This window comes from Actinomyces sp. 594 (assembly GCF_019325145.1).
Taxonomy (GTDB): Bacteria; Actinomycetota; Actinomycetes; order Actinomycetales; family Actinomycetaceae; genus Actinomyces.
Window position 1 is genome coordinate 41,392 of sequence record NZ_PIZC01000013.1, and the last position, 14,927, is coordinate 56,318.

Sequence of the window (14,927 nt, forward strand, 5' to 3'; positions counted from 1 at the left end):
TAGCGCTCAGGCGTGCCGGCGGGTGTGCAGCAGCACGGCGCCGCAGGTGACCAGGCCTGCCGCGAGGATGGACAGGGCCAGGCCATTCGCACCGGTCTTAGCCAGCTCCTGGCCGGAGGCCTTGGCCGGCGCCGTGACGGCCACGGTCGCGGCCGTGTCGCCGGCGACGGGCTGGGCGTTGGCGTCATCGTTCTGGGTGATGACATTGTCATCGCCGTCGGAGTCGTCGCTGCGGGCGGTCAGGCTGTAAACGCCGCCCGAGACGGTGATCAGCGCGGTGGAGTCGCCGCCCTCCCCGTAGCGGTCACCGGTCAGTCGCAGGACGTAGGTGCCGTCGGGGACGGAGGGAGCCGGGAAGGTCCCGGTGAAGTTCCCGTCGGAGTCGACGCTGCCCGAGCCGATCGTGGCCGCCGGGGTGGCGTCGGCGGACTCGGCGTCGGCCTGGTTGATCAGAACGGCGGAGGCGGTCTCGCCCGGGGTCAGGCCGGACGCCGTGATCTCGAAGGACTGCGCGCCGGCCTCGCCGGTGATGACGTACTCGCCCGAGAAGGAGGTGCCGTCAGGGATGATCTGCTCACCGGCGGTGTCACTCAGGGAGCCGCTGTAGTCCATGCACTGGGCGGCGATGTACCACGGGTCGGTGTTGGGGTCGGTGCCGAGCTCGGCAATGGCCTTGCTCAGGTCCAGGGTGGCGGTCCAGGTGCCGTCGGCCTGGGCGTCCACGGTAACCGGGGTGGAGAAGGCGGAGCCATTCTCGTCATTGGTCAGGGCCACGCTGACCTGGCCGGGGTTCTCTGCGTTTCCACAGCCGGAGCCGGTGACCGTCAGTGAGGAGGCCGGGTCCACGACGCGACTGGAAGGCGCGTCCAGCGTGAAGCCGTCCTCAGTGGTGTAAGCGAGTGCGGGGGTAGATACGGCCGTGCCGGCCACTACGAGAGCAGCGGCACCGGCGATGGTCAGTGAGCGTCCCAGACGCATAGATCCTCCAGATGGGATAGACGAGACACGGCGCGGGGCGGCGCCGGACTGCAACCACTCTCTCGCGAATCTCGTTTTGGAGACAAGCCCTACTCGTGTGATCTGTCTGTGATTCTGGACGGGTTTGTGACCACATGAGCCACATCAGTCACGAATCTGGGACGAAAATCCCAGGTTCGGCGGGTTCTGGGCGCGGGCTGATGGGTAGAACTCCCCATCACTCCGTCTCGCATGCACTGTCTGTTCCGTCACTTCGTCTGGCCGTGGGCATCGCCGGGTCATCTACGGGCCATCGCCGGGATGTCGTCTGGCCCTTTGTGCGGGGGCCTCCGGCCGCGCCGGACGTCGGCCCCCGCCGGCCGCACCTCACCAGATGCTCACGCGCTCCTGAGGCGGGAGCCATAGCGCGTCCCCGGCGGTAACGCCGAAGGCGTCGTAGAAGGCGTCCACGTTGCGCACGATCCCGTTGCAGCGGAACTCCGCGGGGGAGTGGGGGTCGATCGTCAGTAGCAGCTCGGCGTAGTCGTCCCTGCTCTTGCTCCGCCAGATGCGCGCCCAGGAGTAGAAGAAGCGCTCCAGGCCGGTCAGCCCGTCGATGACCGGCGCCTGCTGCACGGAGCCGATACCGGCGTCGGCCAGGGCCAGGGCGTAGGCCTTCAGGGCGATGCCCAGGCCGCCGAGGTCGCCGATATTCTCACCGATCGTGAGCTCCCCGTTGACGTGCGGGGCCTCATCGACGCCCTCGCCGTCCGCCTGCGCACGTTCCACCAGCGCCCTCGGCCGGTAGGCGTCGTACTGTGCGATCAATGCGTGGGTGCGTGCCTCGAATGCCTCCCGGTCCGCCTCGGTCCACCAGTTGGTCACCTTGCCGTGTCCATCGAAGGTGGAGCCCTGGTCGTCGAACCCGTGGCCGATCTCATGGCCGATCACTGCGCCAATACCGGCGTAGTTGACGGCGTCGTCGGCCTCGGGGTCGAAGAAGGGGGGCTGCAGGATCGCGGCGGGGAAGACGATCTCATTCATCGTCGGGTTGTAGTAGGCGTTGACCGTCTGCGGCGTCATGTGCCACTCCTCCCGGTCCACCGGACCGCCCAGCTTGCGCAGGTCCCGGGCCAGCTCGAAAGCCTCAACCGAGCGCACCGAGCGGACTACGTCACCGGGCGTGACCACCACGGCGCTGTAGTCCCGCCACGTGCGCGGGTAGCCGATCTTCGGGGTGAATAGGGAAAGCTTCTCCAGGGCGCGCTCGCGGGTTGCCGGGCTCATCCAATCCAGGGTGGAGATCGACTGCCGGTAGGCCTCGATCAGTCGGCCGACCAGGTGCTCCATGTGCTCCTTGTGGGCGGGCGGGAAGTGTCGTGCCACGTACCGCTCGCCCAGCGCCTCACCTAGCGTCCCCTCAATCAGGCCCACGCCGCGCTTCCAGCGGGCCCGCAGCTCGTCCACACCCTGAAGGGTGTGGGAGTAGAAGTCGAAGTTCTCCTCTACGAAGCCCCGTGAGAGCAGCGGCGCCCGGCCGTGAACCACGTGCCACGCCGCCCACGCCCGCAGGTCGCTCAGGGGGGTTTGCCGCCATACCTGGGCCAGGTGCGGCAGATAGTCGGGCTGCTCAACGATCACCTCATTCAGCAGCGTGCCCGGCTGCGCCTGAACAGCCGCTGCGGCAGCGTCCACGCCCGCGCGCCAGGCTGACCAGGGGAAGTCGGGAGCGGAGTCCACCAGGTCTGCCCAGGTGGTTGGGTTGTTGATCTTCTCAATGTCGCGGCAGGCTACTCGGTCCCAGTGCCCCTCGGCCAGCGCGGTCTCCACCGCCATGATCCGCTCGGCGAGTGCGTCCGCGGCTGCCCCCAGGCGCTCCGGCAGACCTGCCAGCTCCAGCATGCGCGCTACGTGGGCGACATAGGCCTCCCGGATCTCGGCCTGGTCCTCGTCCCGGTAGTAGGACTCGTCCGGCAGCCCCAGGCCCGACTGCTCCATCCAGGTGGTGTAGCGGTCCGGATCGTTCAGGTCCACCTCGACGCCGATGGCCGCAGCACCGGTGAACCCTGCCGCCAGGCGCGCGCCCAGGCTGCGGGCGAGAGCCTCCTTGTCCGCCGCGTTCAGGACCGGCTCAAGCTCGGGGCTCAGCGGGGCGGCCCCGAGGGACTCGATGTGCTCCTCGTCCAGGAAGGAGGCGTATAGGGCGCCGATTTTCTCAGCGGACGTGGAGGGCACGTCTGTGCGCGGGGCGGCGGCCAGCTCCTCCAGGATGTCCCGGCAGGCGGCCTCGGCGGCGTCACGCAGCACCAGGAATGAGCCGGTGGCGGGGCGGTCGGCGGGAATGGTCGTCGTAGCCAGCCAGCTCCCGTTGACATGGCGGAACAGATCATCCTGGGGGCGCACGGAGGCGTTGGCGGCGGCGGTCTCATAGACGCCCGCCAGCACTGTGGCGTCCGCTGGGGCGATCGCCCCACGGGAGTCGGTGCTGACGGCGGAGTGGCTCGGATCGGTCATGGCGCAACGCTAGCCCGCGCCTGCACATGCGCCCGCATGCGCCGGCCAGGGCCGCAAGATATGTTCGCGTGAGGCACAATTCATCCATGCGCATTCACATCGGTACCGACCACGCCGGATTCGAACTCAAAGGCATTCTCGTCTCCCACTGGCAGCAGGCCGGGCACGAGGTCGTCGACCACGGGTGCTACGTCTACGACCGCCTTGACGACTACCCGGAGTTCTGTATCGCCTGTGCCGAGGCGGTGGCGGCCGAGCCGGGCAGCCTGGGTGTGGTCCTCGGCGGTTCCGGCAACGGCGAGCAGATGGCCGCCAACCTGGTGGCGGGTGTGCGCGCGGCACTGGTCTGGAGCGAGGAGACCGCCCGGCTGGCCCGTAAGCACAATGACGCCAACATTGCCGGCCTGGGCGCCCGCATGCACACGAATGACGAGGCCGTCAGAATCCTGGACGCATTCATTGCCGAGCCGTTCAGCGGCGAGCAGCGCCACCAGAATCGGATTGATCAGATGGCCGCCTACGAGGAGCGCCGAGACCGCCGGTCGGCCTGATGCGCGTCGCGCTCCGCGCGCCTTGGCGGGCGGGTTGCGGGAACGGCGCAGCTATCGTGTAGCGTCCCCGGCATGCCCGAAGGTCACACCGTCCACCGACTTGCAGATGCGCTGGCGGAGCTTTACGGCGGTCAACGGCTGACCGTCTCCTCACCGCAAGGACGCTTCGCCGATGGCGCCTCCCGGCTGGACGGGCAGGTCCTCCTGGACGGGCAGGCCTATGGCAAGCACCTGTTCCTCCCATTCGCCCCTGAGGCCGGCACTCCCACCGATTCCCTGGATGTGACCTGGCTGCGCATCCACCTGGGCCTGTACGGCTCATGGACCTTCGACGGCGACAGCGCCTTCACGGCGCCGCACTCCATCGGTGCCCCTCGGCGGAAGGTGGGGGAGCGGGGCGAGCATGCGCTGTCGCGCGGTGGCGGCTCGGCTCTGTCCGGCATCAGTGGCCAGGATCCCGCCCCACCGGCTCCGGGTGAGTGGATGCCGCCGGCGCCCCGGGGCGCCGTGCGCCTGCGCCTGGCTGGGGACCACGGAGTAGCGGACCTGACTGGGCCGGCCGCCTGCGAGTTGCTGGACGCCGCGGGCGTTGCCGCGGTGCGGCGTCGCCTGGGCCCCGATCCGCTGCGCCCGGACGCCGATTCCGAGGAGTTCATTGCCGGGGTGCGCCGTCGTCGGAGGGCCGTGGGCGAACTGCTGATGGACCAGTCTGTGCTGGCGGGGGCGGGCAATATCTTCCGCGCCGAGACGCTGTTCCGGGTGGGGCTGTCACCGTTTAGGCCGGGAAATCGAGTCAGTGCCAAACGGCTGCGGGCGGTCTGGGATGACTTGGTTCCGCTAATGGAGTACGGGGTGGCTACCGGTTTCATCACCACGGTCGACGCGGAGGATGTGCCTGAGCCGCTGCCGGAGGGCGATGAGGAGGCCGGGCGCTGGTACGTCTACCACCGCACGGGCCGACCCTGCCTGCGCTGCGGCACGGCAATCGCTGAGCGTGAAGTGGCTGGCAGGCGCCTGTTCTGGTGCCCGTCCTGCCAGGCGCGCTGAGAGGGGAGCCTCACGGCGGCCAGGGGCTGAGGAACGGCCGCGCGTCCAGCCCCGATCCCAGTCGTGTGGCGCCGGACGCGAGCCCGCTTGTGGTTATACGCCTGCGCGGCGTCGCTCCGGAAGCCGCTGGACGCGGCTGGGTGCAAACGGGTGCTGGACACGACCGGATGCCCTGGGAGCCGCCCGGAGTGGCAGATCTAGATGTAGCTGGATGTAGCTAGATGTAGATAGTCGGGTCGAGCATGAGCTCGGGGTCGGTGCGCGGGTCCCGGGCACGTGCGGGCACCCCCACGCCGACGTGATCGGCGGGCAGGTTCTTCACCAGCACGGCGTTGGCTCCGATCTTGGCTCCGTCCTCAACGGTCACCGGTCCCAGTACCTTGGCGCCCGCCCCGATCTGCACGTTGTTACCGATGGTGGGGTGGCGCTTGCCGGGGTTCATGGATACGCCGCCGAGCGTGACGCCGTGGAACATGAGCACGTCATTGCCTACCTCGGCGGTCTCCCCGATCACCACGCCCATGCCGTGGTCGATGAAGAAGCGCTCACCGATCTTGGCTGCGGGGTGGATCTCGATGCCGGTGGCCGCCCGAGCCGCCTGCGACAGTGCGCGCGCCGCGAAGTAGTGGCCCCGTAGCCACAGGCTGTGAGCGGCACGATGCGCCCACAGGGCGTGGACACCCGGGTACAGCAGTGCGACTTCGAGGCTTGAGCGGGCGGCCGGGTCCCGGCGCCGGGCGGTCGCCAGATCCTCCTTGGCGAGATCAACGAACGACCGACTGGGCTTGTGCATGGTGCTCCTAGAACAACAACCTAGTGACAGGTGTGATGACCGACAGGGACACTTCTGGGATGCGGGCGCCGGAGACGCCGCGAACGGTGCCTGACCTGCGATGATCCGACCGGAGAACGTCGGTGCTGGCGTCCCTGTTCCCGGGATACCACCACCGACGCCATTCCGTGGCCGTTTCCGCTGCGGAACATGGCTGCGGCCGGGTGCCTGAGGTGGCGCGGGGATGCGCAGCAACGCAATCGGACACGGGTGCGGCTACATGCCCGACTATTCAGCTGACTGCTATTCCGGCCGCTTTTTCAACAGCAGGCTTGTGCTGTCCGGCCTGCGCCCCGGCTCAGGCACTGGTGCTGGTGCCGGTTAAGGGATTAGTTCAGGTACTCGGCGTACAGCGCGGTGGACAGGTAGCGCTCGCCGGTGTCCGGCAGCACGGTGACGATCGTCTTGCCCGCGAATTCCTCCCGCTGCGCGATCTGCGAGGCGGCGGCCAGCGCTGCCCCGGAGGAGATTCCCACCAGCAGGCCTTCTTCGGCGGCGGCGCGGCGGGCGTAGGTGAGCGCCGTGTCGGACTCGATGTGCAGCAGCTCGTCCCAGATGGACTGGTCCAGTACCTCGGGGATGACGTTGGGGCCAATGCCCTGGATCTTGTGGGGCGCGGCCTTGCCCTCGCTGAGCAGCGGGGACTCGGTGGGCTCAACGCCGAAGATCTTCACGCCGGGGATCTGCTCGCGCAGGATCTGTCCCACACCGGTGAGGGTGCCCCCGGTGCCGATGCCGGCCACGAAGGCGTCCACCTGCGAGCCGGTTGCCGCCAGGATCTCCTGGGCGGTGGTCTCACGGTGGATTCGTGGGTTGGCGGGGTTGGTGAACTGGGACGCCAGCACGGAGTTGGGGGTTACTGCCTGAATCTCCTCGGCTCGCTTGACCGCACCCGCGACCCCGCCCTCAGTGGTTAGCACCAGGTCGGCGCCGTAGGCGCGCATGATGGCGCGGCGCTCCTTGGACATGGTCTCCGGCATGGTGATCACTACCCGGTAGCCGAGGGCAGCACCCACCATGGCCAGGCCGACGCCGGTGTTGCCGGAGGTCGCCTCGATGATGGTGCCGCCCGGCTTCAGCTCGCCGGAGGCCTCGGCGGCCCTGACTATGGAAAGGGCGATACGGTCCTTGACGCTGCCGGCGGGCTCGAAGGCCTCGACCTTGGCCAGGACGGTGGCGGGTGCGCCGTCGGTGACGCGGTTGATGCGGACCAGGGGAGTGGAGCCGACGAGCTCGGTGATGTTGGCGGCGTATGTCATTGCAGAATCCTTAAGTCGTATGGGGTGCGCGGAGCCGTTGCGCCGATTCGGCGCGGACGTACACGGTCAGACGTATACCGCCCGGGCCTGGGCGGCGGCTGAGCGGCTCCTGACGGGGGGGTGAACTGGTGGAGGGGCACTGGCAGGAGGCCCCGAGCGCCGGGCATGCGCGCATCAGCGCGCGCACAATGTCATGGCCTGGCGCTCTACCGACACTGGCAGCAGCGAGGGGACATCACGCACATGACGTGGTTGGCCGTCATGGGGTCCTCCTCTTGCTGGTACTGCCGAAGCTTGCGGAATCGATCCGACGACGAGCGCTAACCCGATCCGCTGGCGACACAGTAGCGCCTGGGTCGGCGCGGCTGTCAACTCGATCGAATGGTGAAATGCGCTTCATTGCGCCTGCTTGTTCGTGCAGCGCGTGCCACGCGCGGTGCGGGGCCGGCAGGCGCGCTCAGGCCCCGGAAAGGGGCGTTTCAACCACGCGGCTGCCGGCCGGCTCGGCAGCCGCGGCCCCGCCGGTCAGTGCGGACAACTGCGCTGCGAGCGCGGTGGCGTCGGCAGTGGGGGTGGACAGGGTGAGGACTGCATGGGTGGCCTGCCACTGGGTGTCCTCCACCCCAATGCCCTGCGGCCCGCCCTGCCCGCGCAGTTGTGCCTCCAGGCGTCCGGCCTCGGCCACTGGCACGCGCACGTGCCAGAGGTGCCGGGTGTCCAAGCGGGTGCGGGAGACGGCGGCCAGGGCCTGTGCGGCGGCCTGCGAGTAGGCCCGGGCGAGGCCGCCCGTGCCCAGCAGTGTGCCCCCGAAGTAGCGGGTGACTACAACCGTGGTGTTACTCAGGCCCGTGCCGCGCAGCACATCCAGCATCGGCTGCCCCGCCGTGCCGGAGGGCTCGCCGTCGTCGCTGGAGCGTTCAATCGGCTGCGCCCCGGGCACGCAGACGACGAAGGCGCTGCAGTGGTGGCGGGCGTCGGGGTAGCGGGAGCGGACGGAAGCGATGAAGGCACGGGCGGCCGCCTCGTCGTCGGTGCGGGCGGCGCGCCCTAGGAAGTGGGAGCGCTTGACCTCCAGGTCGATCTCCGGCTGCTCGCCGCGTGCCGGCGTGACAATGGCGGCGCCAGCGGCAGGGGAGGGCGGTGGGGCGGTCATGGCTCTATGTATAGCCCGGGGGAGCTGCGAGCGCCGTGGAGCTGTGGCCACCGCCAGCTGGACGGGACTGATCTCACACGTCTTACGGCGCAGGCTGGCTGGAATGGACTCCGGTCGAGCCGCTAGGGTGACCCCTGGTCAACTATCCTTCGGGTTGCCCGTGAGCGGGCAGCCCCACGAGTTTGAGAGGAGCGGGCGCATGGCAGTGCCGAAGCGGAAGATGTCCCGCAGCAACACCCGTAACCGTCGTTCGCAGTGGAAGGCCAAGCTGCCTGAGCTCCAGACGGTTCGTGTCGGTGGTCGTAAGATCGCGGTGCCCGGACGGCTGTCGAAGGCCTACCGGACCGGCCTCCTCGAGGACTGATAAGGGCAGTAAATTCCTGACGTCCCGGCTATGTCGGTGACGATGCAGTAGCGGCGGGCCAGGGTCCGTCCCATGCGGGTGTAGCTCAATGGTAGAGCCTCTGCCTTCCAAGCAGATGGCGCGGGTTCGATTCCCGTCACCCGCTCGGTGAACGTGCGGCCGCCCCGGACTCCGGTGGCGGTCGCAGGCGTTTACACGGGGTGTGGCGCAGCTTGGTAGCGCGCCTGCTTTGGGTGCAGGAGATCGTGGGTTCAAATCCCGCCACCCCGACGATAAGAAGGTCCATGAGCTTGCTCATGAGACCTTCGCAGAGGAGGGAGTAAGAGGCCGTCAGGCCGAATACCCCGACGACGAGGACGCCCGCGAGCTCGCTCGTGAGGCGTCCTCGCGTCTACGTCGCGTCTGCTACGAGCTCTTGTCTCCTAGTACGAGCTTTTGCACCCTGGTGTACGGGTATTTGCCGCGCACCAGGGTGCAAAGCGTCGTAGCAGGATGCAAAGCGTCGCACCAGGCACCGCGGGCGGCTGTCCGGTGCCGCGGCGGGTTCTCCAGGCTCTGCTTTGCCGGGTGATCGCATACAGTCGTCACCGTGTTGTCGGGCCTGTTGATCGTTGTCGGCGTCGCGGCTGCCTTCGCCTGCATTGAACTGCTGCAGGGTAGACGACGCGCGATGGGCGTGGCGCTGTCCGGCGTGCCGCTGATCGCCGGCTTCACCTGTGGGGTGCTGAACCGGCACAACCCCGCCGCGCTGCCGATCGGTGTGCTGGTGGGTGCCCTGGGCAGCTTCGATGCACTCGCAATGGGCGTACTGCGCGGCGACAAGCGCCACGGCACGGGGCTGCACCGGCTTCGCCGGGCGGGCGCCGGGGCTGCGCTGATCTACGTCGGGGTTGCAGTGGTCTACGTAGCGATCGTGGTGGCGACCTATGCAACGTCGTCTGACGCATTGCGGGATGAACAGGGCGAGCCGCTGTTCATCATTGGGAAGCCGGTCAGCCTCGTAGCGGTCGCGCTGATGTTCGCCTGCATACTGTTGTCATCCGACGCCTTTGACAAGGGGCATACTCGCGCCTGCATCGGGTGGAGCGCATTCCTGCTGCCGCTGGGCTGCGTGCTCGTCCTGCCCGCTGGAATCGGCTCCCTGGTCCCTCCCGTGGGACTTTTCATTGGTGCCGGCTCCGCCATGTTTGCGCTCCTGGCTGGGCTACTCCCGCCCCCGGGGCAGACCACGTCCAACATTCACCACCTGCGCAAGGCGCACGTGCTGGCCTTCCTGGGATACCTCGGCACCATCGCGCTGTGTGCGGTGTACGTAATCGTCTGGCGGCAGCTAGCTCGGTAGTGGCGTCATGGTCCTCGCGTTGAGGCGCCTAGGCTGTCTGCTACGAGCTTTCGTCTCTTAGTACGAGCTTTTGCACCCTGGTGTACGGGTATTTGCCGCACACCAGGGTGCAAAGCGTCGTAGCAGGGTGCAAAGCGTCGCAACAGGCACCGCGGGCACGGGTCACGGGTGCGGCAGTGGTAATCGTCGCCGTGCAAAGGTGTCGCACCAGGCACCGCGGGTACGGGGCAGGGGATCACGTTGCCGACCGGGGTTGCCGTGGTCTTCGGGCCGCGTCCCCCGGACCTCGGAGCGCGCTTCCCCCGACGTTCTCAGGCTTCTACGCCGTCGGCTCTCCCACCGCGGCCGCCAGCGCCCGGATCTGGGCCGGGGTGGTGCGGCAGCAGCCGCCGACGGCACGGGCTCCCAGCGCCTCCCAGGCAGGCAGTTTGCTGGCCAGCAGGTCGTCTCCGTGCCCCGTACCGCCGCTGCCGGTGGACCATGTCTTGGCCTCGGCGTCATACTCCTCACCCGAGTTCGGGTAGACGACCAGCGGCACACTGCTGAGGCCGCCGAGCAGGCTCAGCGCCGTCGTCGCAGTCTCCGGGCGAGTGCAGTTGACCCCCAGCAGCCGTAGTTGCGGGGTTTCCCGCGCCCAGGCCGCCACGTCCTCCAGTGGCGTGCCGTCGCGCAGGGCTGCGCCGTCGTCGCGCACCGACAGCGACAGCCACGCGGGCACGCCCGGAGCCACTTCGGGCAGCAGCCCCAGCAGTGCGCGGATCTCCGGTCCCTGCGGCATTGTCTCCAGGGCCAGCACGTCCGCGCCCGCCTGAGTCAGCAGCCGCAGCCGCGGGCGGTGGAAGGCGCGAAAGTCCTCATCCGTGCGCGTGTAGGCGCCGGTGTACTCGCTGCCGTCGGCCAGATAGGCGCCGTAGGGCCCCACCGAACCCGCTACCAGGCCGTGGCCCCCGGTGGCCGCCGCGTGCTCGTCGCGGGCCCGGCGCGCCAGCCGCACCGCCTGGCGCACCATGCCCTCGGCCTCGTCCTCGCTCAGGCCCGCGCGCCGGTAGGCGTCCAGATTCGCCTGGTAGGTGTTGGTCGTGGCCACGTCGGCGCCGGCGGCGAAGTAGGCGCGGTGCACGTCCAGGACCGCGTCGGGTGCGTCGCGCATGGCCAGCGCGGACCACAACGGCCCGGAGGTGTCCACGCCCCGCTTCTCCAGCTCGGTGGCCATCGCGCCGTCAAGGACGATCGTCCCCCGCCTGGCCAGTAGTCTCGTTAGTGCGTCGCTCATATCGATTCCCTCCCGACCCTGTTCGCGGCCGCCGCACGCCGACGGCATACCCACCCTAGCCGGGAAGACCAGACGCACCTGCCCGGACCTCTCTCAGGAAGCCCCCATGGCACTCGAACCCGACACCGTCGCCGATCCTCCCGGACCGGCAGCCTCATCCCCACCGCCGCCTTCATCACCACTACCCCCGCCATCGCATTCCGCGGCCTGGACGCCGCCCGAGGCGCCGCCGACCGACGCTGAGTCGGCACGCAACCACGACCGCCTGCAGCGCAAGATGAGCTCGCGCCACCTGACGATGATCTCCTTCGGCGGGGTCATCGGCACAGGCCTTTTCGTCTCCTCCGGCTACACCATCAGCCAGGCCGGCCCGCTGGGAACCGTGATCGCCTACGCCGTCGGCGCGCTGCTGGTCTACCTGGTCATGCTGTGCCTGGGTGAGCTGAGCGTGGCCATGCCCTGGACCGGTGCCTTCCACGTGTACGCCAAGGAGCTGATCGGTCCCGGCACCGGGTTCGTGGTGGCGGTGCTGTACTGGCTGACCTGGACCATCGCGCTGGGCTCGGAGTTCACCGCAGCCGGCGCCATCATGCGGCACTGGTTCCCCGCCACGCCGGTGTGGATGTGGTCGGCGATCTTCATTGTGGTGGTCTTCGCCACCAACGTGTTCTCGGTGCGGGTATTCGCCGAGGCCGAGTCCTGGCTGGCGGGGGTGAAGGTCTTCGCCATTATTGCCTTCATCGTGCTCGGCGGCTTGGCGATCATCGGCGTCATCCCCATGTCCGATGGCTCCTCCTCTCCGGGGCTGAGCAACTTCATGCGCGACGGAGCCTTCCCCAACGGCTTCGGGGCGGTGCTAACCACCATGCTGACGGTCAACTTCGCCTTCTCCGGCACCGAGCTGATTGGTGTAGCCGCGGGGGAGACCGCTGACCCCGGCCGCAACATCCCCCGCGCCATCCGCACCACCCTGGTGCGCTTGACCGTGTTCTTCATCGGCTCGATCGTGGTCATGGCCGCCTTCATTCCCTGGCGGGACGCTGGTGTGGACAACTCGCCCTTCGTCACGGTGCTGGACATGATCGGCGTGCCCCACGCGGGCGACATCATGAACATCGTGATCGTCACCGCGATCCTGTCCGCCGCAAACTCCGGTTTGTTCGCCTCCACCCGCATGCTGTGGTCGCTGGCCAACGAGGGGACCGTGCCGGAGATCGTCGCCCGCACCAACATGCGGGGCGTGCCCGTGGTGGCGCTGGCTCTGTCCATGTTGGGCGGACTGCTGGCTCTGCTCAGCTCCGTGGTGGCCGCCGACACCGTCTACCTGGTGCTGGTGTCCATTTCCGGGCTCGCGGTAGTGATTGTGTGGATGGCGATCGCTGCCTGCCAGTTCGTCTTCCGACGCCGCTGGATCGACGCCGGGCACAGCCCCGCCGAGCTCGGCTACCGCACCCCCGGCTACCCGTGGGTGCCGCTGGCGGCCTTCATCGGCTCGGCCGCATCCTGCATCCTGATCGTCTTCGACCCCGGCCAGCGCTCCGCCCTGTACTGGACCGTGCCCTTCGTGGCCCTGTGCTACGCCGGGCACGCACTGGCACTGCGCCGCGGCTGGGTGAAGGCCTGACTCGGGCGCGCGCAACGGCGGCGGCCCGCGCCATAGGCTGACCGCATGCCCTCATATCGCACCATCCTCACGGTCACCAACCTGCTGCCCGGCCACGGTCCGCAGGAGGTGGAGTCCGCCGCCCGCGCTGCCGTGACCGCGTCGACCACGCTGGAGGCCTTCCAGGTCGACGTCGTGCGCGGCCAGCCGCGCGTCACGATCCGCTTCACCGGGGCCGACGACGCCGAGGCCCGCACGGTACATGAGCGCACGGTGGCAGGGGTGCGGGAGGTCGCCGTCGTCCCGGCCGGTGTGCTTGCCAAGGTGGTAGGCGGGCGTAGCGTGCCTGTCGTCCAGGGGCGTGAGGTGCGGTGGCACGGCCAGCGCCCGGCGTGAATGTGAGCAGTTCCCGCCTGCTGTGGGTGGGCTCATTTGTCACCTGGCCGCGGCCGTGCCCTAGGATGGCCCGGAATTGACGCCGCACCAGGGCGTCCGCAGGGACCCTTCCGGTCCCGCGCCACCAGCCGCATCCAAGCATTCGGAGTAGAACCCCGTGAAAAGTACCGTCGAGAACCTTGACCCCGCGCGCATCAAGCTGACCGTGGAGGTCCCCTACGAGGAGCTGGGGCCGAGCCTCGACGCCGCCTACAAGGAGATCGGCTCACAGGTTCAGATCCCGGGGTTCCGTCGCGGGCACGTCCCGCCGCGCATCATTGACCAGCGTGTGGGCCGCGCCTCCGTCATCCAGGAGGCCGTCAACAACAAGCTGCCCGACTTCTACCGGGACGCCATCAACGAGTCCGGACGCGTGCCCCTGAGCCAGCCGGACATTGAGGTCACCGAGCTCGTCAACGTGACCGGCCCCCAGGGAGGTCAGCTGGTCTTCACCGCCGAGGTCACCGTGCGCCCCGAGTTCGAGCTGCCCGAGCTGGGCGAGCTGGACGTGACGGTGGACGCCGTCGAGATCACCGACGCCGATGTGGACAGCGAGCTGGACAACCTGCGGGCTCGCTTCGGCTCGTTGAAGTCCGTCAAGCGTGCCGCCAAGACCGGCGACTTCGTCACCATTGACCTCAAGGCCGTCATCGAAGGCGAGGAGGTCGACTCCGTGTCCGGCGTGTCCTACGAGATCGGTAAGGGCAACATGCTTGAGGGCCTGGATGACGCACTGACCGGCTTGAAGACCGACGGCTCCACCACCTTCACCACCAAGCTCGCAGGCGGTGAGCACGCGGGTGAGGAGGCTGAGGTGACCGTCACCGCGACCGCTGTCAAGGAGCGCGAGCTGCCGGAGGTAGACGACGAGTTCGCCCAGATGGCCTCCGAGTTCGACACCGTTGACGAGCTGCGCGAGGACCTGCGCCGCCAGGCGGCCGAGCGCAAGACCGGGGACCAGGCGATTGCCGCCCGCGATGCCCTGCTGGAGCGCCTGCGCGAGGCGGTCAGCTTCGATGTGCCGGAGTCCGTGGTTGAGGATGAGATCAAGCAGCATCTCCAGGCCGAGGGCAAGCCCGAGGGCGATCCGCACGCCGACGAGATCCGCGACGACGTCACCTCCGGGGTGCGCGATCAGATCCTGCTGGACGTGCTGGCCGAGTCGCTGGACGTGTCCGTCACCCAGGACGAGCTGCTGGAGTTCCTCATGCAGACCGCCCAGCAGTATGGCATGGAGCCCGCACAGTTCATGCAGGGCGCCCAGCAGGCCGGCCAGATTCCAGCCTTCGTTTCAGAGGTTGCCCGCAATAAGTCCCTGGCGATGGGGCTGCGTCAGGTGACGGTGAAGGACTCCAATGGCCAGACCGTGGACCTGACCGAGTTCATCGGCTCCGACGAGCTCGACGCCGAGGCCAATGCGGCCGCCGCAGCTGAGGCTGCTGCCAACCAGGCAGATGAGGCGGCGGACGAGGTCGTCGTTTCCCCTGCCGATGCGGACGAGTCCGCCGACTCCGGCTCCTCCGCGGAAAGCGCCGACGACGCCGAGTGACGTCTGCACATAACGCGTAGAGGGGGGTCCGCGCCATAAGGCGCGGAC

13 protein-coding genes and 2 tRNA genes are annotated in these 14,927 nt (G+C 68.6%); 9 read left to right on the plus strand and 6 right to left on the minus strand.

Features of this window, described 5'->3' with window-relative positions; all coding sequences use genetic code 11:
• Positions 1-6: 6 nt before the first annotated feature.
• Positions 7-978 (minus strand): hypothetical protein, encoded by a 972-nt coding sequence (locus GZ998_RS01840; RefSeq protein ID WP_219108616.1) that lies wholly within the window; start codon positions 976-978, stop codon positions 7-9.
• 366 nt (positions 979-1,344) lie between these two features.
• Positions 1,345-3,471, minus strand: a complete 2,127-nt coding sequence (locus GZ998_RS01845; RefSeq protein ID WP_219108622.1) for a M13 family metallopeptidase — start codon at positions 3,469-3,471, stop codon at positions 1,345-1,347.
• 86 nt (positions 3,472-3,557) lie between these two features.
• Between GZ998_RS01845 and GZ998_RS01850 the strand changes: the two genes are divergently transcribed.
• Positions 3,558-4,022 (plus strand): ribose-5-phosphate isomerase, encoded by a 465-nt coding sequence (locus tag GZ998_RS01850; protein WP_161923747.1) that lies wholly within the window; start codon positions 3,558-3,560, stop codon positions 4,020-4,022.
• A 72-nt stretch (positions 4,023-4,094) separates the two neighbouring features.
• Positions 4,095-5,069, plus strand: a complete 975-nt coding sequence (locus GZ998_RS01855) for an Fpg/Nei family DNA glycosylase (protein ID WP_219108625.1) — start codon at positions 4,095-4,097, stop codon at positions 5,067-5,069.
• Between the two features lie 217 nt (positions 5,070-5,286).
• On the opposite strand, the gene epsC is transcribed toward GZ998_RS01855, so the two are convergent.
• The 3 genes from epsC to GZ998_RS01870 form a co-directional block, all read right to left on the minus strand.
• A complete protein-coding gene (gene epsC / locus GZ998_RS01860) occupies positions 5,287-5,862 on the minus strand; it encodes a serine O-acetyltransferase EpsC (protein WP_162679483.1) in 576 nt (191 codons plus the stop codon).
• 368 nt (positions 5,863-6,230) lie between these two features.
• A complete protein-coding gene (gene cysK, locus GZ998_RS01865; protein WP_161923750.1) occupies positions 6,231-7,160 on the minus strand; it encodes a cysteine synthase A in 930 nt (309 codons plus the stop codon).
• A 457-nt stretch (positions 7,161-7,617) separates the two neighbouring features.
• On the minus strand, positions 7,618-8,313 hold the full coding sequence (locus tag GZ998_RS01870; RefSeq protein ID WP_162679484.1) for a YigZ family protein: 696 nt from the start codon (positions 8,311-8,313) through the stop codon (positions 7,618-7,620).
• 199 nt (positions 8,314-8,512) lie between these two features.
• On the opposite strand from GZ998_RS01870, the gene rpmF reads away from it, so the two are divergent.
• The 4 genes from rpmF (at position 8,513) to GZ998_RS01890 (ending at position 10,019) form a co-directional block, all read left to right on the plus strand.
• Positions 8,513-8,677 carry a 50S ribosomal protein L32 gene (gene rpmF, locus GZ998_RS01875; protein WP_092535029.1) on the plus strand — a complete coding sequence of 55 codons (165 nt, stop codon included), beginning with the start codon at positions 8,513-8,515 and terminating at the stop codon, positions 8,675-8,677.
• Positions 8,678-8,751: 74 nt separating this feature from the next.
• Positions 8,752-8,822 (plus strand) — tRNA-Gly (locus GZ998_RS01880).
• A 51-nt stretch (positions 8,823-8,873) separates the two neighbouring features.
• Positions 8,874-8,947 (plus strand) — tRNA-Pro (locus GZ998_RS01885).
• A gap of 319 nt (positions 8,948-9,266) precedes the next feature.
• On the plus strand, positions 9,267-10,019 hold the full coding sequence (locus GZ998_RS01890; RefSeq protein ID WP_219108628.1) for a hypothetical protein: 753 nt from the start codon (positions 9,267-9,269) through the stop codon (positions 10,017-10,019).
• A 319-nt stretch (positions 10,020-10,338) separates the two neighbouring features.
• Here GZ998_RS01890 and mmuM read toward each other — a convergent pair whose 3' ends face one another.
• Positions 10,339-11,292: a homocysteine S-methyltransferase gene (mmuM, locus tag GZ998_RS01895; RefSeq protein WP_219108631.1), complete on the minus strand. Its 954-nt coding sequence runs from the start codon at positions 11,290-11,292 to the stop codon at positions 10,339-10,341.
• 277 nt (positions 11,293-11,569) lie between these two features.
• Between mmuM and GZ998_RS01900 the strand changes: the two genes are divergently transcribed.
• From GZ998_RS01900 to tig, 3 genes are all read left to right on the plus strand, one after another.
• A complete protein-coding gene (locus tag GZ998_RS01900) occupies positions 11,570-12,916 on the plus strand; it encodes an amino acid permease (protein ID WP_203234113.1) in 1,347 nt (448 codons plus the stop codon).
• A gap of 45 nt (positions 12,917-12,961) precedes the next feature.
• Entirely contained in the window at positions 12,962-13,291 is a 330-nt protein-coding gene (locus GZ998_RS01905; RefSeq protein WP_161923753.1) for an FMN-dependent dehydrogenase, read from the plus strand.
• A 157-nt stretch (positions 13,292-13,448) separates the two neighbouring features.
• The gene (gene tig, locus GZ998_RS01910; RefSeq protein ID WP_219108633.1) at positions 13,449-14,879 is read left to right on the plus strand and encodes a trigger factor; all 1,431 of its coding nucleotides are present in this window, start codon (positions 13,449-13,451) and stop codon (positions 14,877-14,879) included.
• The last annotated feature ends 48 nt before the right edge of the window (positions 14,880-14,927 follow it).